This is a genomic window from Salinivibrio sharmensis (assembly GCF_001995985.1).
Classification (GTDB): domain Bacteria; phylum Pseudomonadota; class Gammaproteobacteria; order Enterobacterales; family Vibrionaceae; genus Salinivibrio; species Salinivibrio sharmensis.
Window position 1 is genome coordinate 265,001 of sequence record NZ_MUFC01000003.1, and the last position, 17,261, is coordinate 282,261.

Annotated in this window: 19 protein-coding genes; 2 read left to right on the top strand and 17 right to left on the bottom strand. The window is 51.3% G+C overall.

All coding sequences use genetic code 11. From position 1 onward, the window contains the following. Positions 1–13: 13 nt before the first annotated feature. The 12 genes from BZG74_RS04740 to trmJ all read right to left on the bottom strand — a co-directional run bounded on the left by BZG74_RS04740 (position 14) and on the right by trmJ (position 9,885). Positions 14–1,135: a bifunctional tRNA (adenosine(37)-C2)-methyltransferase TrmG/ribosomal RNA large subunit methyltransferase RlmN gene (locus BZG74_RS04740; protein ID WP_077771559.1), complete on the bottom strand. Its 1,122-nt coding sequence runs from the start codon at positions 1,133–1,135 to the stop codon at positions 14–16. Positions 1,136–1,383: 248 nt separating this feature from the next. After that, positions 1,384–1,812, bottom strand: coding sequence for a nucleoside-diphosphate kinase (ndk, locus tag BZG74_RS04745; RefSeq protein ID WP_077579555.1), 429 nt, complete (start codon positions 1,810–1,812; stop codon positions 1,384–1,386). A 147-nt stretch (positions 1,813–1,959) separates the two neighbouring features. Next, on the bottom strand, positions 1,960–3,255 hold the full coding sequence (gene pepB, locus BZG74_RS04750; protein ID WP_077771560.1) for an aminopeptidase PepB: 1,296 nt from the start codon (positions 3,253–3,255) through the stop codon (positions 1,960–1,962). Between the two features lie 203 nt (positions 3,256–3,458). Next, positions 3,459–3,659 carry a Fe-S cluster assembly protein IscX gene (gene iscX, locus BZG74_RS04755; RefSeq protein WP_046075004.1) on the bottom strand — a complete coding sequence of 67 codons (201 nt, stop codon included), beginning with the start codon at positions 3,657–3,659 and terminating at the stop codon, positions 3,459–3,461. Positions 3,660–3,688: 29 nt separating this feature from the next. Beyond that, entirely contained in the window at positions 3,689–4,027 is a 339-nt protein-coding gene (gene fdx, locus BZG74_RS04760; protein ID WP_046075005.1) for an ISC system 2Fe-2S type ferredoxin, read from the bottom strand. Between the two features lie 2 nt (positions 4,028–4,029). Continuing rightward, entirely contained in the window at positions 4,030–5,880 is a 1,851-nt protein-coding gene (gene hscA / locus BZG74_RS04765) for a Fe-S protein assembly chaperone HscA (RefSeq protein WP_077771561.1), read from the bottom strand. Positions 5,881–5,923: 43 nt separating this feature from the next. Further along, positions 5,924–6,436 carry a co-chaperone HscB gene (hscB, locus tag BZG74_RS04770; protein WP_077771562.1) on the bottom strand — a complete coding sequence of 171 codons (513 nt, stop codon included), beginning with the start codon at positions 6,434–6,436 and terminating at the stop codon, positions 5,924–5,926. Positions 6,437–6,449: 13 nt separating this feature from the next. After that, positions 6,450–6,773 (bottom strand): iron-sulfur cluster assembly protein IscA, encoded by a 324-nt coding sequence (gene iscA, locus BZG74_RS04775; RefSeq protein WP_046075008.1) that lies wholly within the window; start codon positions 6,771–6,773, stop codon positions 6,450–6,452. Positions 6,774–6,793: 20 nt separating this feature from the next. Next, positions 6,794–7,177 carry a Fe-S cluster assembly scaffold IscU gene (gene iscU / locus BZG74_RS04780; RefSeq protein ID WP_046075009.1) on the bottom strand — a complete coding sequence of 128 codons (384 nt, stop codon included), beginning with the start codon at positions 7,175–7,177 and terminating at the stop codon, positions 6,794–6,796. Positions 7,178–7,230: 53 nt separating this feature from the next. Further along, positions 7,231–8,445 carry an IscS subfamily cysteine desulfurase gene (locus BZG74_RS04785; protein WP_077771563.1) on the bottom strand — a complete coding sequence of 405 codons (1,215 nt, stop codon included), beginning with the start codon at positions 8,443–8,445 and terminating at the stop codon, positions 7,231–7,233. A gap of 30 nt (positions 8,446–8,475) precedes the next feature. Then, entirely contained in the window at positions 8,476–8,997 is a 522-nt protein-coding gene (gene iscR, locus BZG74_RS04790) for a Fe-S cluster assembly transcriptional regulator IscR (protein ID WP_069363256.1), read from the bottom strand. Positions 8,998–9,120: 123 nt separating this feature from the next. Further along, the gene (gene trmJ, locus BZG74_RS04795) at positions 9,121–9,885 is read right to left on the bottom strand and encodes a tRNA (cytosine(32)/uridine(32)-2'-O)-methyltransferase TrmJ (RefSeq protein ID WP_077771564.1); all 765 of its coding nucleotides are present in this window, start codon (positions 9,883–9,885) and stop codon (positions 9,121–9,123) included. A gap of 222 nt (positions 9,886–10,107) precedes the next feature. Here trmJ and suhB point away from each other — a divergent pair, with 222 nt between their 5' ends. Continuing rightward, positions 10,108–10,911 carry an inositol-1-monophosphatase gene (suhB, locus tag BZG74_RS04800; protein ID WP_046075013.1) on the top strand — a complete coding sequence of 268 codons (804 nt, stop codon included), beginning with the start codon at positions 10,108–10,110 and terminating at the stop codon, positions 10,909–10,911. Between the two features lie 155 nt (positions 10,912–11,066). Here the strand turns inward: suhB and secF are convergent, their stop codons facing one another. The 5 genes from secF to queA all read right to left on the bottom strand — a co-directional run bounded on the left by secF (position 11,067) and on the right by queA (position 16,560). Further along, positions 11,067–12,014 (bottom strand): protein translocase subunit SecF, encoded by a 948-nt coding sequence (secF, locus tag BZG74_RS04805; protein WP_077771565.1) that lies wholly within the window; start codon positions 12,012–12,014, stop codon positions 11,067–11,069. A 12-nt stretch (positions 12,015–12,026) separates the two neighbouring features. Next, complete coding sequence (secD, locus tag BZG74_RS04810) at positions 12,027–13,880, bottom strand: protein translocase subunit SecD (protein ID WP_077771566.1); 1,854 nt, start codon at positions 13,878–13,880, stop codon at positions 12,027–12,029. Between the two features lie 27 nt (positions 13,881–13,907). Beyond that, entirely contained in the window at positions 13,908–14,237 is a 330-nt protein-coding gene (yajC, locus tag BZG74_RS04815; RefSeq protein ID WP_021022912.1) for a preprotein translocase subunit YajC, read from the bottom strand. Between the two features lie 36 nt (positions 14,238–14,273). Next, on the bottom strand, positions 14,274–15,395 hold the full coding sequence (gene tgt / locus BZG74_RS04820; RefSeq protein ID WP_077771567.1) for a tRNA guanosine(34) transglycosylase Tgt: 1,122 nt from the start codon (positions 15,393–15,395) through the stop codon (positions 14,274–14,276). A gap of 112 nt (positions 15,396–15,507) precedes the next feature. Next, a complete protein-coding gene (queA, locus tag BZG74_RS04825; protein WP_077771568.1) occupies positions 15,508–16,560 on the bottom strand; it encodes a tRNA preQ1(34) S-adenosylmethionine ribosyltransferase-isomerase QueA in 1,053 nt (350 codons plus the stop codon). A gap of 214 nt (positions 16,561–16,774) precedes the next feature. Between queA and BZG74_RS04830 the strand changes: the two genes are divergently transcribed. Beyond that, on the top strand, positions 16,775–17,215 hold the full coding sequence (locus tag BZG74_RS04830) for a CBS domain-containing protein (RefSeq protein ID WP_077771569.1): 441 nt from the start codon (positions 16,775–16,777) through the stop codon (positions 17,213–17,215). Positions 17,216–17,261 lie beyond the last annotated feature (46 nt).

Consider the following 17,261-nt stretch of genomic DNA (forward strand, 5'->3'; position numbering starts at 1 on the left):
GTCACCCTCTCATTTAGACGGGTCGAACAGGGATAACCTCCTGTGCGCCCAGTCGCTTTTCGGCACGCTTGGTTCGGTCGACAATATCACCGGCAAGTTGGCCACATGCGGCGTCAATGTCGTCGCCTCGTGTTTTACGTACCGTCACCGTAAAGTCGTATTCCATCAAGGTTTTCATAAACCTATCAATACGAGAATTACTCGGTTTGTTGAACGGTGATCCAGGATACGGGTTAAACGGGATCAGGTTAATCTTCGCTGGTGTGTCTTTTAATAGCTCTGCGAGTTGGCGCGCATGCTCCATGTAGTCATTGACATGATCGAGCAAGATATATTCTACCGTCACACGGCCGCGGTTGGCATTTGAGGTTTCAATATAACGGTGTACTGCATCCAGAAAGGCCTCAATATCCCAACGATCATTAATCGGCATGATTTGGCTACGTAGCTCATCGTTCGGCGCATGCAGTGAGATCGCCAACGCCACATCGATTTTACCAATCATTTGTTCTAAGCCAGAGACCACCCCGGATGTCGACACGGTGACTCGGCGCTTAGATAAGCCATAAGCATTGTCGTCGAGCATCAAATTCAGAGAAGGGAGAAGGTTTTTCATGTTGAGCAGCGGCTCTCCCATCCCCATCATCACCACGTTAGTGATCGGACGACGACCCGTCTCTTTCTCAATGCCGATCTCTTTTGACGCACGCCAGACCTGCCCGATGATTTCCGACACACGCAAGTTGCGGTTAAAACCTTGTGCGCCGGTTGAGCAGAACTTGCAATCAAGCGCACAGCCTACCTGAGAGGAGACACACAGTGTCGCGCGGTCATCTTCGGGGATATACACGGTTTCCACGTCTTGACCGCCCACACGCATTGCCCACTTGATGGTGCCATCTTGGGAGTAATGCGCTTCACTGACTTCTGGGGCTTTAATTTCTGCCACCCGCTTGAGCTTCTCACGCAACTTCTTGTTGATATTGTTCATTTCATCGAAGTCGTCGCAACCAAAGTGATACATCCACTTCATGACTTGGTCAGCACGGAAGGCTTTTTCGCCGAGCTCATCAGCGAAGTAGGCACGCAATCCTTGCCTGTCAAAATCAAGCAGATTAACTTTCTCTGTCGTCATTGGGGGTTGCCTCGTAAGAACTAGCTAGGTGGTAAGACTCAATCATCGCCTCACGCGTGCCGACGCTTTACCTTGATCATAGCCAAGATATCACCTCGGGACGCGCTTAAGGCGCGAAATTGTACAGGCTTTAGATCACAGTTTCCACTCTCTAACCGCGGGGTTATTCAATGTGGTCGTCTGATATCGTTAGGCATAAAAAAAGAGGCTGACGCCTCTTTTTGAAGATTAAAAAGCAGGTGCTTGATTTAGCAGCGAGGATGAATTTCATCCGCGGTAAAAAAGTACGCGATTTCGCGCTCTGCAGACGCTGGGCTATCAGAACCATGCACCGAGTTGTATTGCATGCTTTCCGCATAGTCAGCACGCAATGTGCCACAGGCCGCTTCTTCTGGGTTGGTTTTACCCATCAACTCACGGTAGCGGCTGATTGCGCTCTCGCCCTCTAGTACTTGCACCATGATAGGGCCTGATGTCATGAACCCAACCAAGGATTCAAAAAAAGGCTTCCCTTGGTGCTCGGCATAAAATCCTTCTGCCTGCTCTTTGCTTAGATGGAGCATTTTCGCCGCCACGATACGCAAACCAGCACTTTCGATACGCTGATAAAGCGTGCCAATTAAATTACGCTCTACGGCATCAGGTTTAACGATAGAAAAAGTGCGTTCAATGGTCATTCGCTTGTCCTTTCACTGTCTGAATCTGGCCCGCTAGGGCTACAACGCGCTTACCCTAGCAAACTTTATCGCCAGCCCCTATCACCAATCGGGTGAAGCGTTAACTCACACAAAAATTTGTTAACACTTCACTCGACGTATCACGGGTTACTTGGCTTGTTCGAGCAATACGCGCGCCAGGGTTTTCACACCCATGCCGGTCGCCCCCACGGCCCACTTGTCGTTGGCCGCTTTACGATAGGTGCCCGAGCAATCAATGTGCATCCAGCCTTTTTGGTAGTCTTCTACAAAATAGGAAAGGAATGCTGCTGCGGTGCTCGCACCCGGCATATACGCCCCCATCGACGCATTGGCAATATCCGCAAATGAGGAAGGCAGCAGCTGGCGATGGAACTCGGCCAATGGCAACGGCCACATGCCCTCACCTTCTTTTTGTGCCGCATCAAGCGTGCGATGGGCGAGCTCATCATCAAAACTAAACAGGGCGTGGTAATCGTTACCCAGTGCCGCTTTTGCCGATCCGGTGAGCGTGGCGCAATCAATCAGCAGCTCAGGTTTTTGCTCGCTGGCATACATCAAGCCATCGGCGAGCACCAAGCGCCCTTCCGCATCCGTATTGAGTACTTCAACGGTCACGCCATTTTTGTAGGTGATGATGTCACCCAGTTTGTAAGCGCTGCTTGAGATCATGTTCTCGGCACAGCAAAGCACCAATTTAACGCGCTTATTCAACCCTTTGGCAATCGCCATAGCTAGGGCACCGGTCGCTGTTGCTGAACCGCCCATGTCCGCTTTCATGGTGGTCATAAAGTCAGAGCCTTTAATGCTGTAGCCGCCAGAATCAAAGGTGATCCCTTTCCCCACCAAACACGCATACACAGGTGCATCCGGATCGCCTGTAGGGTTATAGTCGAGTTGTAACATGGTTGGCTTGCGCGCTGAGCCACGACCGACGGTATAGATGCCGTTCCAACCTTTCTCTAATAAATCCGTGCCCGAGATGATTTTATAAGTGACCTGATCGGGTGCCATGGATTTCACAAACTCCCCCGCACGTGCCACCAGCTGATGCGGGCCGACTTCTTCTGCGGTTTGGTTGATGATATCGCGCACCCAGTCACCTACGGTTTGTCGAAGCTCGAATTCTTGCGTATCGCCCTCGTTTAACACAGTCTGCGTAAAGGTGACCTTATTTTTGGGGCCACGAAGCCCTTGGTAAAATGCCCAGACTAATTCAAGATCCCAATGCTCACCGGTCAACGTCAGTGCTGGGACGCCTTGCCCTTCAAGCTTGCGCGCCGCTTGTTGCACCTTGTCTCGCTGATTGGCATCGTTAGGTGCATGGATCACCGCTTTGTCGGTGTCAAAAGAGACCAGCGCATTATCGCCCCACTGCGATGCAGCCGGTTGATGCGACAGAATAACCTTTAATGAATCTGACATGTTGCACTCCTTGTACTGTCCCGCTGTTTTTACTGTACAGCGTGTCTGACTAAGCAAGCCCTATAAATACCTGAACCTGCCAGTAGAATGAAAAAAGCGAGCCAATTGGCCCGCTTTTAGATGTTTGTTTTATTGGCCACGGGTACTGTGCCGAGCCGGTGACGATAACACAAGTATTATCAATCACTCACGAGAGCTAGCCCTCAGTCTCGTTCATCCATCCAGCACATGATGATCGCCTCTAAGATCCGTTCATTAGAACGCTCTGGGTCATCATCAAAATCATCCAGCTCGGTGATCCACTGATGTAAATCGGTAAAACGAACCGTTGTCGGATCCACATCTGGGTAAGCGTCGCAAAGCTCGATTGCAATATCGAGTGAGTCTGTCCATTTTAAGCTCATCTTGCATCTCCGTCCGTTACAGCCTTGGATTAATGGTTTTCGGCTGCGTGATTCAAGGTATAGCGCGGGATCTCCACCACTAGATCTTCATCGGTGATTTTCGCTTGGCAGCCGAGACGAGACTCTGGCTCAAGCCCCCATGCTTTGTCGAGCATGTCATCTTCTAGCTCATCACTTTCGTCTAACGAGTCGAACCCTTCACGGATCACCACATGGCAGGTGGTACACGCACACGACTTTTCACACGCGTGTTCAATGCCAATGCCATTTTTCAACGCCACGTCGAGGACAGTTTCCCCTTCTTTCGCTTCCAATTCCGCACCTTCTGGGCATAACTCGTGGTGCGGCAGAACAATAATCTTAGGCATGATTACACCTCATCAATGGATTGGCCGGCCAACGCATTGCGAATCGATTGATCCATGCGGCGTGCCGCAAAGGTCTGGCTGGCTTTGTCTAATGCTTTGATCCCAGCTTCAATGGCAGCACCGTCATTGCCGTTGCGCAAGGCAATCAAGGCTTCTATTTCTTTCACCAAAGCTTGCTGCTCATCAGCGTTGAGCAGGTTATCCCCGTCTTGTTGCATGGCAACCAGCAAGCCTTCGATCACACGATCGGCTTCCACACGCTGCTCTGCCAAGTAGCGGGCATCTTTGTCTTCTTCCGCATGGGTAAATGACGACTTGATCATGGTCGCAATCTCATCATCACTCAAGCCATAAGAGGGCTTCACTTGGATAGACGCTTCCACTTCGGTGGATTTTTCCATCGCCGTCACGGACAACAAGCCATCAGCATCTACTTGATAAGTGACACGAACATGGGCTGCCCCTGCGGTCATCGGTGGAATGCCTTTAAGCGTAAACTGTGCCAAGGAGCGGCAATCGTCCACCATTTCACGCTCGCCTTGCACCACATGGACTTTCATGCCGGTTTGGCCATCTTTAAACGTGGTGAATTCTTGAGCTTTTGCCACAGGAATGGTGGTGTTGCGTGGGATAATTTTCTCCACCAAACCGCCCATGGTTTCGATACCAAGAGAAAGCGGGATCACATCCAACAACAACATGTCAGAATCTGGTTTGTTGCCCACCAAAATATCGGCTTGCGTCGCGGCACCAACGGCCACCACTTTGTCTGGGTCGATGCTGGTCAGTGGCTCGCGACCGAAAAACGTACCAACCTGTTCACGCACGGCGGGCACCCGAGTCGAGCCGCCCACCATCACCACTTCCAGCACCTCATCGGCACTGACACCGGCATCTTTTAATGCGCGGCGGCATGACATCATAGTTTTCTTGATAAGTGGGGCAACCAGCTGATCGAATGTTTCACGGCTCAGCTCGCCTTGCCAGCCGAGCACATCGATGGACGCGCTGTCAGCAGAAGAAAGGGCAATTTTCGCCTGCGTGGCGGCGTGCAACACGGTGCGGCGCTCGTCGCCACTGAGTGTTTCAAATCCGGCTTGCTCACAAATCCATTGCTCGAGCAGGTGATCAAAATCATCGCCGCCCAATGCGGAATCGCCACCGGTTGCCATGACCTCAAACACGCCTTGAGACAAACGCAGAATCGAGATATCAAAGGTACCGCCTCCCAAGTCATAGACGGCAATAACGCCCTCTTGTCCGGAGTCAAGACCATAGGCAATCGCTGCGGCGGTAGGCTCGTTAAGCAAACGCAGCACGTTAAGACCCGCTAATTTGGCGGCATCTTTAGTCCCTGCTCGTTGCGCATCGTCGAAGTATGCGGGGACAGTGATCACTACCCCTTCCAACGCGTCGCCTAAACTTGTTTCCGCACGTTCGCGAACGGTGCGTAAGATGTCGGACGACCCTTGCACTGGATTTATCGCGCCACGGCGGGTTTCCACTTGTGGCAAGCCATTTTCGGTTTGTGAAAACTGATAAGGAAGTTGCGGATAACGCGCTTGCACATCGTCCAATGAACGTCCCATCATGCGTTTGACAGACACCAAGGTATTGGCACTATCCGTTTGCACGTGTGGGAGGGCGTCATAGCCCACGGAAATGGCATCATCACCATAATGGACCACAGAAGGGATCAGTGGCCGATCTTGCTCGTCGTTCAAGGTGGTAGCGGTACCGCTTCGTACCGTGGCTACCAAGGTGTTGGTGGTACCCAAATCGATGCCGACCGCGTGCTTGTGCTCATGCGGCGCGGCACTTTGACCGGGCTCTGAAATTTGTAACAGTGCCATGTCTAATCCTTAAACTTTACTGCGTTGACAGGCGAAAGGGCGATCAACTCATCAGCTGATCTTCGACACGCTCCACTTCATGGCGAAGCTTTTCTGCGAACTTGAGTTTGCGCACAATCACGGCAGCCTCTTGCCACTGTGAGGCAGCCAATGCCTGTTTAACCTCTAGAATCAATGCGTCGTAGAGCGACTGGGCTTTTTCACCAAAATCAAACAGCGCCGCGTCATCTTGGCTATCGGTAATCGACTCGAGTTCCTCACGCAACGTCATTTGCTGCATCAGGAACTCAGGATCCTGCATGGTTTGCTGTTCGTCTTTTAAGTCAATGCCTTGCAACGTCAGCATATACTCAGCGCGTCGAACCGGATCTTTTAACGTCTGAAACGCGTCATTCACTTGCGATGCTTTCTGTACCGCCTGCAGACGGGTTTTCTCGTCTTGGCTGGCAACATTATCGGGATGGTACTGGCGCTGCAATTCCCGAAATGTTGAAGAAAGCGAGCTACCGTCCAGCTCAAACTGATACGGTAGCTCGAAAAGTTCAAAATGATTCATGTGCTCTCACGGATTACACGTTGAAGCTTTCGCCACAACCACATTCACTACTCACGTTAGGGTTGTTGAATTGAAAACCTTCATTCAAGCCTTCTTTGACAAAATCCAGCTCTGTCCCTTCGAGATAGAGCAAGCTCTTACCATCGACGATTACCTTGACATCATCGTACTCAAAAACCTGATCGCCTTCTTGCAGCTCATCCGCAAATTCGAGTACATAGGCCATGCCTGAACACCCTGACGTTCTCACGCCCAGGCGCAAGCCAATGCCTTTGCCACGGTTATTGAGAAACGCTCTGACGCGATCTGCTGCCGCCTGAGTCATGGTAATAGCCATATATCAACAACCCCTTCGTTTTACTGCTGGTGTTTTTTCTTGTAATCACTGACCGCTGCTTTAATGGCGTCTTCCGCCAAGATAGAACAGTGCACCTTCACCGGTGGTAGCTCTAGTTCTTCAGCGATCTCAGAGTTTTTGATCGCAGCAGCGTCGTCAATTGAGCGGCCTTTCACCCACTCGGTGACCAACGAGCTCGAGGCAATCGCCGAGCCGCAGCCGTAGGTTTTAAACTTGGCGTCTTCGATGATGCCTTCGTCATTCACCTTGATTTGTAGCTTCATGACGTCGCCACACGCAGGGGCACCAACCATGCCGTTACCAACCGATGGGTCGCCTTTCTCAAACGAGCCAACGTTACGTGGGTTTTCGTAGTGGTCAATTACTTTATCGCTGTAAGCCATAATCGTTTCCTCAATATGATTGCTCACTGTTGCCAGCTGGCGCGTTATTCGAGTTAGTGGTGCGCCCATTCAACGGTACTTAGATCGATACCGTCTTTGTACATGTCCCAAAGTGGTGACATTTCACGCAGCTTGTTGACTGCTTCACGCACTTTCTCAATCGCATAATCCACTTCCTCTTCAGTCGTAAAGCGACCAAATGAGAAGCGCAGCGAGCTATGTGCAAGCTCATCGTCGCGTCCAAGCGCTCGAAGCACATAGGAAGGTTCAAGGCTTGCTGAGGTACACGCAGACCCTGACGATACCGCCAGATCTTTCAGTGCCATCAGCAAAGACTCGCCTTCAACAAATGCAAAGCTCACGTTTAGGTTATGTGGAACACGCTGTTCCAAGTCTCCATTGACGTAGACTTCTTCTAAATCTTTCACGCCTTCATAAAAGCGGTTGCGCAATGCCAGTGCATGCTCAAAGTCTTTTTCGCGCTCTTCTTTCGCGATACGGAACGCTTCGCCCATGCCCACGATTTGGTGGGTTGGCAATGTGCCTGAACGCATACCACGCTCGTGACCACCACCATGCATTTGCGCTTCAATACGGACGCGTGGCTTACGGCGAACGTACAAGGCACCAATGCCTTTCGGGCCGTACGCTTTGTGTGCGCTGAACGAGATCAAATCGATCTTCATCTCTTTGACATCCAGTGGCACTTTCCCGACTGACTGAGCTGCGTCAACATGGAACATAATTTTGCGCTCACGGCAAAGCTCACCGATGGCAGAAATGTCTTGAATCACACCGATTTCGTTGTTCACGTGCATGATTGACACCAAAATGGTGTCGTCACGCATCGCCGCTTCGAGTTTCTTCAGATCGACCAAGCCGTTTTCTTCCGGCTCAAGATAGGTTACCTCAAAGCCTTCACGCTCCAATTGACGGCAAGGGTCAAGCACGGCTTTATGCTCTGTTTTGCAGGTAATAATGTGCTTGCCTTTCTTGGAGTAGAAATTGGCAATACCTTTGATAGCCAAGTTGTCTGACTCAGTCGCCCCAGAGGTAAACACGATCTCACGTGGGTCGGCATTGCAGTAATTGGCAATATTCTCACGCGCTGTATCAACCGCTTCTTCTGCTTGCCATCCAAAGCGGTGTGAGCGAGAGGCCGGGTTACCAAAAAACCCGTCCATGGTCAGGTACTGACTCATTTTTTCAGCAACGCGCGGATCCACCGGACACGTGGCTGAATAATCAAAATAAATGGGCAATTTCATGTTTTTCTCCAATTACACCGACATTGGTCATCAGGAGCGAACGTTCACGCCTATGGTGGCGCTATCTTGTTTGACCTTCGAGCTAAATGTATTTCTGGGCGCCAATGAGGCATCCAGTTTAGCGTCCTGACGATCTGCTACTTGCTTCACTTCATTATCATGCATCAGCTCACCGAGCGTGATGTCGTTTAAAAAGCCGCTAATTCGGGCACTTAAGTCGTGCCACAGAGTATGTGTTAAACAACGGGTGCCGCCTTGGCAATCCGCTTTACCTTGGCACTTGGTCGCATCGACAGATTCGTCAACAGCTGCGATCACCGCACCCACGGCAATATCATTTGCCGCAATGCCGAGGCGATAGCCGCCACCGGGACCACGTACACTTGTCACCAACCCCGACTTGCGGAGCCGTGAAAAAAGTTGCTCAAGATAAGACAAGGAAATGCCTTGACGCTCAGAGATATCTGCCAGTGGCACTGGGCCCTGCTCGGCATGAAGCGCCACATCGAGCATGGCGGTAACCGCATAACGGCCTTTCGAAGTCAATCTCATAACACGCTACCTGTGGTGAATAGATGCTCAGATAGTTACATACCCGAGTAATTTGGTCAAGTATTTACCTGAGTATTTTTGTCAGGTTTTCACTCTAGGTCTACGCGTGCTCGCTTGAAAGGATCAGTGAGCGCGATGATTATCGGTTTTTTGCTCGCTTGATGCCGCTTGTTTGGTCACTTTTTCGATAGAGGACAATACGCCGCGCAAGATATTTAATTCTTGGCTCTCCAGTCGCGCTCGGTTAAACAGCCGACGCAGCTTGGTCATCACCATCCCAGGGTGCTGGGTGCGAATAAATCCCGTTTTGGTCAATACGGTTTCAAGGTGCTGATAAAATCGCGCGAGCTCCTCGTTTAAAGGATAGGTTTCCTCAAAACTAGGTCCTTGGTACGCTTGGCTGTCTAACCACGCCATACGCATTTCATAGCACAGAGTTTGCACTGCCATCGCGAGGTTTAGCGAGCTGTAGTCGGGGTTTGACGGGATCGAGACGTGATAATGGCAGGTTTGCAGCTCTTCATTGGTCAAGCCAGTGCGTTCGCGGCCAAAAACAATCGCCACTGGGTGAGCACTGGCCTCTTCAACCGCCTTTTTGCCGCATTCGCGCGCATCTAACATCGGCCACTCGAGCGTCCGGCTTCTCGCACTGGTACCGACGACAAGGCCACAGTCTGCCACTGCCTCTTCTAAGGTACCGACCACCCGCGCATTGTTGGCAATATCACTGGCACCGGCTGCCAATGCAATGGCTTGACCATCCACGTCACAGTCAGGCGCTACGAGGGTCATATTGCTAAGCCCCATGACTTTCATCGCTCTGGCTGCCGAGCCAATATTACCGGAGTGGGAGGTCCCCACCAATACAACGCGGATTTGATCTAGCATGATGTTGTTTTCGTCTCTTACGCTGTGCACCCTCGGTGGGGTGAGCAGGGGTCTGTCAGATCTGCGCAGTTTATCACAGTGCAATCGATAATACTTCTCAGCTAAGTGTGTCGCGCTAGTTCACGGACATCGCGACGGTCAAAAAATACCCACTTTCCTTTTGCTCTGGCTCTGTTATACTCCGCCCCGCTTTCGTTCTTTAACATCCGTTGGGAAAACCGTATGCATCCGATGCTAAACATCGCCGTCCGTGCTGCACGGAAGGCTGGCGACTTTATCGCTAAATCTGCAGAAAACAGAGACAACATCGAAACCGCACAAAAAGGCAGTAATGACTTTGTCACTAATGTCGACAAAGCGGCAGAACAAATCATCATCGACATCATCAAAAAGTCCTACCCGGACCACACCATTGTTGGCGAAGAGTCAGGCGTGGCTGAAGGGAAAGATAGCGACTATCAATGGATCATCGACCCACTGGATGGCACCACCAACTTCGTTAACGACTTTCCGCATTTCAGCGTGTCTATCGCGGTGCGCATTAAAGGCCGCACTGAGATCGGCTGCGTTTACGATCCTATCCGTAATGAGCTGTTCACCGCACAGCGTGGTGCAGGCGCGCAACTCAACAACAAGCGTATTCGTACCGGTAGTGCCAAAGAGCTGGACGGCACCATCCTAGCAACGGGCTTCCCATTCAAAGCTAAGCAACATGCTGAAGGCTTTATGGCAGTTGTGAGCGCGTTGTTTGTCGATTGTGCTGACTTCCGTCGCACTGGTTCGGCCGCACTCGATCTTTGCTATGTCGCTGCGGGCCGTGTCGATGGCTTTTTTGAGCTTGGCCTTAAGCCTTGGGATATCGCGGCAGGCGAATTGATTGCTCGCGAAGCTGGAGCAATTTGTACCGACTTTAACGGTGGTACCGACTACATGCGTAGCGGTAACGTGGTAAGCGGCGCGCCACGTGTGGTAAAAGGCATGCTGGCCAAAGTACGTGAAAACGCGCCTGAGTCGATGAAAAAATAATACTCCCCTCAGGGAATAAAAAAGCGACGCTCGATGAGCGTCGCTTTTTTGTGTCATTCAATCACCAATTGCCTCTTTGAGGTACGCACCATGCTAAGTGCTTCACTCCGATAATAGCAACGTCGCCCCACCATCATGCGGGCAGGGCGAGCGTATTAAGGCATAGCGTCGAATTCTTGCCCTTCTTTTTCCACTTCTGGCACCAACAGGTGCTCACGCGCAATCCCCAACTTCAATGCCAGTGCAGACGCCACGTAGATTGAAGAATAGGTACCGACGGTAATACCAATCAGCAAGGCCATCGCAAAGCCGTGGATCATCGACCCACCCAAGGTGAACAGTGCAATCACCACAAACAAAGTCGTGCCCGAGGTGATAGTCGTTCGGCTGAGGGTCTGAGAGACAGACGCATTAATGATTTCATCTGACTCACCTTTACGCAGTTTGCGGAAATTCTCACGAATACGGTCGAATACCACAATGGTATCGTTCAACGAGTACCCCACCACCGTCAGCAACGCAGCGACGATGGTCAAGTCCACTTCGACTTGGAACAAGGAGAAAATACCCAAGGTAATGATCACATCGTGCGCCAGTGCCATCACCGCGCCCGCGGCCAAACGCCACTCGAAACGGAACGACACGTAGATCAGGATACAAACCAGTGCGATGATGATCGCCAACCCACCCGCTTCGGTCAGCTCGTCACCCACATTCGGGCCAACAAACTCGATGCGGCGCATTTCTACCTGATCGCCCGTGCCTGCTTTGATGGCATTAAGCACTTCATTACCCAGGTTCTCGCCTTCCATGTCATCGCGCGGACGCAGGCGCACCATCACATCAGTGGCACTGCCGAAGTTTTGAACCACGGCATCACCGAAGCCGTCAGCCGCGAGCGATTCACGAATCTGCGGTAAATCAGCGGGCTGTTCAAAGCCCACTTCAATCAAGGTACCGCCAGTAAAGTCGAGCCCCCAGTTTAACCACTTGGTGGATAGGGTCACGACAGACGCGGCAATCATGGCGATGGACAACACGAAGGCCAATTTAGACCAACGCATAAAGTTGATCGACATGTCCGGTTTAAATATTTGAAACATGCTTGGACTCCCTTAAATCGACAGCTTCTTGACGCGCTTACCGCCGTACACCAGGTTAACCAGTGCCCGCGTACCAATAATGGCTGTAAACATCGAGGTCAAAATACCGATCGACAGTGTCACCGCGAAGCCTTTGATCGCCCCTGTGCCCACTGCAAACAAGATGATGGCAGTGATCAAGGTGGTGATATTGGCATCGGCGATGGTACTAAACGCATTAGAATAACCACGGTCGATTGCGTGTTGAGGGTTGCGGCCTTCGTGGATTTCTTCGCGGATACGCTCAAAAATAAGCACGTTGGCGTCGACCGCCATCCCCACCGTCAGGACAATACCGGCAATACCAGGCAGCGTCATGGTTGCCCCAGGAATCAAAGACATAATACCGATGATCAGGACGATATTGGCGAACAAGGCACAGTTGGCAAAAAGACCAAAGCGACGATAGTAAATCAAGGTGAAGAGCATCACCGCCACTAAGCCCCATATACAGGCTTGCACCCCCATGTTGATGTTTTGCTGACCCATTGATGGGCCAATAGTGCGCTCTTCAACAATCGAGATTGGCGCAATCAAAGCACCCGCTCGCAGCAGTAGTGCCAAGTTGTGTGCTTCGGCAGCAGAGTCGATGCCTGTGATGCGGAAATTACGCCCCAAAGCAGACTGGATCGTGGCTTGGTTAATCACTTCTTCGTGTTTTTCCAAGATCACTTTGCCGTCTTCATCACGCTCGCCACTGTCTTTGTATTCTGCAAACACGGTGGCCATCAGCTCACCAATATTGCGCTTACTGAAGTCCGCCATTTTGTCACCGCCCTCACTGTCGAGAGAGATGTTAACCTGTGGTCGGCTGTATTCATCGCGTGATGAGCTGGCGTCAGTGATATGTGAGCCTGTCAAAATGACGCGCTTTTTCAGCACGGCGGGACGGCCATCACGGGTACGCATCAGCTCGCTGCCTGGCGGTACACGGCCAGCCATGGCGGCAGATAAGTCGGCGTCTTGATCCACTTCGCGGAACTCTAAAGTCGCGGTGGCACCAAGAATTTCTTTCGCGCGCGCGGTATCCTGCACGCCAGGAAGCTCAACCACAATACGGCTTGCGCCTTGGCGTTGCACCAAAGGCTCGGCCACACCAAGTTCATTCACACGGTTGCGCAGAATAGTAATGTTTTGCGCTACCGCGTAATTACGAATTTCTTTGAGTCGCTCTTCTTTGTAAACGGCAGTCAGGCGACCTTCGTCTTCATCGACAGAAAAGTTCATATCGAGGTAGTTGTTTGAGAGCAGCTCTAGCGCTTTGTTGGCATCTTCCGCATTACGCAGGTTCACCACCACACGGGTATTATCTTCTACACGCAAGCCACGATAACGGATACGTGCTTCACGTAAGTCGGTGCGGAAGCTGTCTTCTTGCTGGGTGATCAGCTTTTCTAGTGCTGCATCCATGTCCACTTCCATCAGGAAGTGCACCCCACCACGTAGGTCTAGGCCAAGCTTCATCGGCGTTGCACCTAACGTATCCAGCCACGATGGCGTTGCAGGCGCCAAGTTTAAGGCGACCACATAGTCATCACTGTCGAAGCGAGACATCAAGGCATCACGGGCACTGATTTGTGCTTCCGTGTCTTTAAAGCGGGCTAAGACGGCACCATCTTCGAGCGCAATAGATTGGTAGGAAAGGTCGTTCGATTCGAGGGTCTGTTTGATGGAGTCCAACGCAGTCATATCTACCGAGGCGCCACGCGCCCCGGAAATTTGTACTGCTGGATCTTCACCGTATAAATTGGGAAGCGCATACACGATGCCAATAACCAAGGTTACTAGCACCATGATGTACTTCCACAAAGGATAACGGTTTAGCACAGCATGCATCCTTTATGGTTGCGAGAATTAGAGAGACTGGATAGTACCTTTAGGCAGTACTGCCGTCACGAAGTCTTTTTTGATGGTCACTTCGTTATTATCGTTGAGGGCAATCACAATAAAGTCATTGTCTTCAGCGATTTGAGTGATCTTACCCACTAAACCACCCCCAGTTAGCACTTCGTCCCCTTTGCTCATAGATGCCATCAGGTTTTTGTGCTCTTTGACACGCTTAGATTGCGGACGGTAGATCATAAAGTAAAAAATCACCGCAAAGAGACCAAGCATGATAAAAAGCTGCATTCCGCCACCTTGTGGTCCGGCTTCAGCGGCTGCGTGAGCTTGTGAGATAAACATTCAATCACGTCCTCGTTCTAGTTGTTGAATTCGAAATTAATCGAGCGGCGGCACTTCCTTGCCACGACGCGCGTAGAAATCCGCTACAAAGGCATCTAATCTACCTTCGTCAATCGCGTTACGCAAACCTTCCATTACGCGCTGATAGTAGCGTAAGTTGTGGATGGTGTTGAGTCGCGCGCCTAGGATCTCATTACAGCGGTCTAAATGGTAGAGGTAAGCACGGCTATAGTGGCGGCAAGTGTAACAGTCACACTCAGGATCCAAAGGCGAGGTATCACTTTTATGTTTCGCATTACGGATCTTGATCACACCGCCAGTAATAAACAGGTGGCCGTTGCGGGCATTTCGGGTCGGCATTACACAGTCGAACATATCTACGCCACGGCGCACACCTTCCACCAAATCTTCAGGCTTACCCACGCCCATTAGATAGCGGGGCTTATCTTCTGGAAGCTGCGGGCAAGTGTGCTCCAAGATCCGGTGCATGTCTTCTTTCGGTTCCCCGACCGCGAGGCCGCCCACGGCATACCCATCAAAACCAATCTCGGTAAGGCCTTCTACAGAGACATCACGCAAGTCTTCGTACACACCACCTTGTACAATACCAAACAAGGCATTTTTGTTACCTAATTTGTCGAAGTGATTGCGGCTACGTTTTGCCCAGCGCAATGACATTTCCATCGACTTTTTGGCTTCTTCGTGTGTGGCAGGATACGGCGTACACTCATCAAAAATCATCACGATGTCTGAACCCAAGTCATATTGGATTTCCATCGATTTTTCCGCGTCCATAAAGATGCGATCACCGTTCACTGGGTTGCGAAAGTGCACCCCTTCTTCGGTGATTTTGCGGATATCGCCCAAACTGAACACTTGGAAACCGCCTGAGTCGGTCAAAATAGGGCCATGCCACTGCATAAAGTCATGCAAATCCCCGTGCAGTCGCATAATTTCCTGACCAGGGCGTAGCCACAGGTGGAAAGTGTTCCCTAACAGGATCTCCGCCCCAGTCCCTTTCACTTCTTCAGGCGTCATCCCTTTGACGGTGCCATAAGTACCCACCGGCATAAAAGCCGGCGTTTCCACGGTGCCGCGTTCAAAAATTAAGCGGCCACGGCGGGCGCGTCCGTCGGTTTTTTTCAGTTCGTATTCCACGAATCCTCCTCAGTGCCAGAGAAACAGTCTGGCGTGTGTCTTATGCTAACAGATTGACTCTGTCGCAAGCATAGCGCACACAGGCATGAGAGCCCGTGTCCTCATCATGTCGTCAGTTGTGCTGACGGGTAATAAACATGGCATCGCCATAGCTGAAAAAGCGATAGCGCTCTTCAACCGCGGCACGATAAGCGGCCATGGTGTGTTGGTAACCGGCAAAGGCACTGACCAACATAATCAATGTGGATTCCGGCAGGTGGAAATTGGTCACCAATACATCCACTAACTGCCATTCATATCCTGGATAGATAAAAATCTGGGTGTCATTAAAAAACGGGGACAGTGGCTCACCTTTTTGCTTGGCCGCCTGTGCCGCACTTTCCAGTGAACGCACCGAGGTGGTTCCCACCGCAATCACCCGCTTACCTTGTGCTCGTGTTTGATTGACCGCGTCAACCACTTCTTGAGGCACTTCAGCATACTCAGCATGCATGGTGTGCTCTTCAATGTTGTCGACCCGAACCGGTTGGAACGTTCCGGCTCCCACGTGCAAGGTGACAAAGGCAATATTGACGCCTTTTTCTTTAAGCGCTGCCATAATGGCATCGTCAAAGTGTAGGCCCGCCGTGGGCGCAGCGACTGCCCCAGGTTTCTGGTTATACACGGTTTGATAGCGTTCTTTATCGCTCTCTTCATCAGGGCGGTCGATATAGGGCGGCAACGGCATATGGCCGATGTCGTTAAGCGTATCCACCACGCCTTTATCGCTGTTTAGCTGGATTTCGAACAGAGCATCGTGGCGCGCCACCATCTGAGCCGCGACTTGTCCCTCATCGCCGAGGAATAATTCGGCGCCGGGTTTAGGGGCTTTAGAGGCACGCACATGGGCGAGGAAGCGCTGCTCATCGAGCACACGCTCCACCAGCACCTCAATTTTTCCGCCTGAGGCTTTGCGTCCATACACACGCGCCGGGATTACACGTGTGTTGTTGAACACCATCAAATCCCCTGGCTCAACCAGATCGAGGATATCCTTAAACTGACGATGTACCACGTCACCGCTGGTGCCATCGAGCGAGAGCAAGCGGCTCGCGCTGCGGTCCGGTTGCGGATAGCGCGCAATTAACTCATCGGGGAGTTCAAAGTGAAAATCGGATAATTGCATGACCTTTGCCTAGATAAAAAGCAGGCCGCTAGTATAGGTAGCCCACCGTGAAGATCAAGCAAGCTGCATGCTTGATTCAGGCATCGTTTACACAGCCGCCCTTGGACACAGCATTTGCCCGATGCGCGTAGTTATCTTGATGCATATCACGCCTAACCCAGCATAACTGCACTACAGTAAAAGTATCCCTGTGTACTGACGACAAGGAGGTGCCATGTTTATTGTTGATGATATGATGACCCGGCATCCACACACGCTTAACCCTGATCACACACTTGACGATGCACACCGTTTAATGCGCGCCGAGCGCTTCCGTCATCTACCTATTGTGGATGATGATGAGCGTTTATTAGGACTGGTCACCCAAAGAGATGTGCTGTCAGCGCAAGCCTCGTCACTGGGCAAAACCACCAATGGCGATCACCAGATCCATACTCCCCTGTCACATTTTATTGATAAACAATTATTCACGGTCGACCCTGGCGCATCCTTACGAGCGGCGGCGCTAACCATGCTCGAGCGTAAAATAGGCTGTTTGCCGGTAGTGAAGCACCAGCGTTTAGTTGGGATCATCACCGACAGTGATTTTGTCGCCATCGCGTCGACATTGCTGGAGATCCAAGAAGAAAGTGAGCCGGTTGAAGAGGGAGAATAAATAAATAAAAAAAGGGAGTGTGAGACTCCCTTTTTATCAGTTTGAT

Excerpts from the sequence above, each read along its gene's own strand:
- BZG74_RS04830 (WP_077771569.1), top strand. The coding sequence starts at position 16,775 with ATGTTTATTGTTGATGATATGATGACCCGGCATCCACACACGCTTAAC.
- ndk (WP_077579555.1), bottom strand. The coding sequence starts at position 1,812 with ATGACCATTGAACGCACTTTTTCTATCGTTAAACCTGATGCCGTAGAG.
- hscA (WP_077771561.1), bottom strand. The coding sequence starts at position 5,880 with ATGGCACTGTTACAAATTTCAGAGCCCGGTCAAAGTGCCGCGCCGCAT.
- iscA (WP_046075008.1), bottom strand. The coding sequence starts at position 6,773 with ATGGCTATTACCATGACTCAGGCGGCAGCAGATCGCGTCAGAGCGTTT.
- BZG74_RS04740 (WP_077771559.1), bottom strand. The coding sequence starts at position 1,135 with ATGACGACAGAGAAAGTTAATCTGCTTGATTTTGACAGGCAAGGATTG.
- iscR (WP_069363256.1), bottom strand. The coding sequence starts at position 8,997 with ATGAGATTGACTTCGAAAGGCCGTTATGCGGTTACCGCCATGCTCGAT.
- secF (WP_077771565.1), bottom strand. The coding sequence starts at position 12,014 with ATGTTTCAAATATTTAAACCGGACATGTCGATCAACTTTATGCGTTGG.
- hscB (WP_077771562.1), bottom strand. The coding sequence starts at position 6,436 with ATGAATCATTTTGAACTTTTCGAGCTACCGTATCAGTTTGAGCTGGAC.
- iscX (WP_046075004.1), bottom strand. The coding sequence starts at position 3,659 with ATGAGCTTAAAATGGACAGACTCACTCGATATTGCAATCGAGCTTTGC.
- pepB (WP_077771560.1), bottom strand. The coding sequence starts at position 3,255 with ATGTCAGATTCATTAAAGGTTATTCTGTCGCATCAACCGGCTGCATCG.
- yajC (WP_021022912.1), bottom strand. The coding sequence starts at position 14,237 with ATGTTTATCTCACAAGCTCACGCAGCCGCTGAAGCCGGACCACAAGGT.
- queA (WP_077771568.1), bottom strand. The coding sequence starts at position 16,560 with ATGCAATTATCCGATTTTCACTTTGAACTCCCCGATGAGTTAATTGCG.
- iscU (WP_046075009.1), bottom strand. The coding sequence starts at position 7,177 with ATGGCTTACAGCGATAAAGTAATTGACCACTACGAAAACCCACGTAAC.
- fdx (WP_046075005.1), bottom strand. The coding sequence starts at position 4,027 with ATGCCTAAGATTATTGTTCTGCCGCACCACGAGTTATGCCCAGAAGGT.
- suhB (WP_046075013.1), top strand. The coding sequence starts at position 10,108 with ATGCATCCGATGCTAAACATCGCCGTCCGTGCTGCACGGAAGGCTGGC.
- trmJ (WP_077771564.1), bottom strand. The coding sequence starts at position 9,885 with ATGCTAGATCAAATCCGCGTTGTATTGGTGGGGACCTCCCACTCCGGT.
- BZG74_RS04785 (WP_077771563.1), bottom strand. The coding sequence starts at position 8,445 with ATGAAATTGCCCATTTATTTTGATTATTCAGCCACGTGTCCGGTGGAT.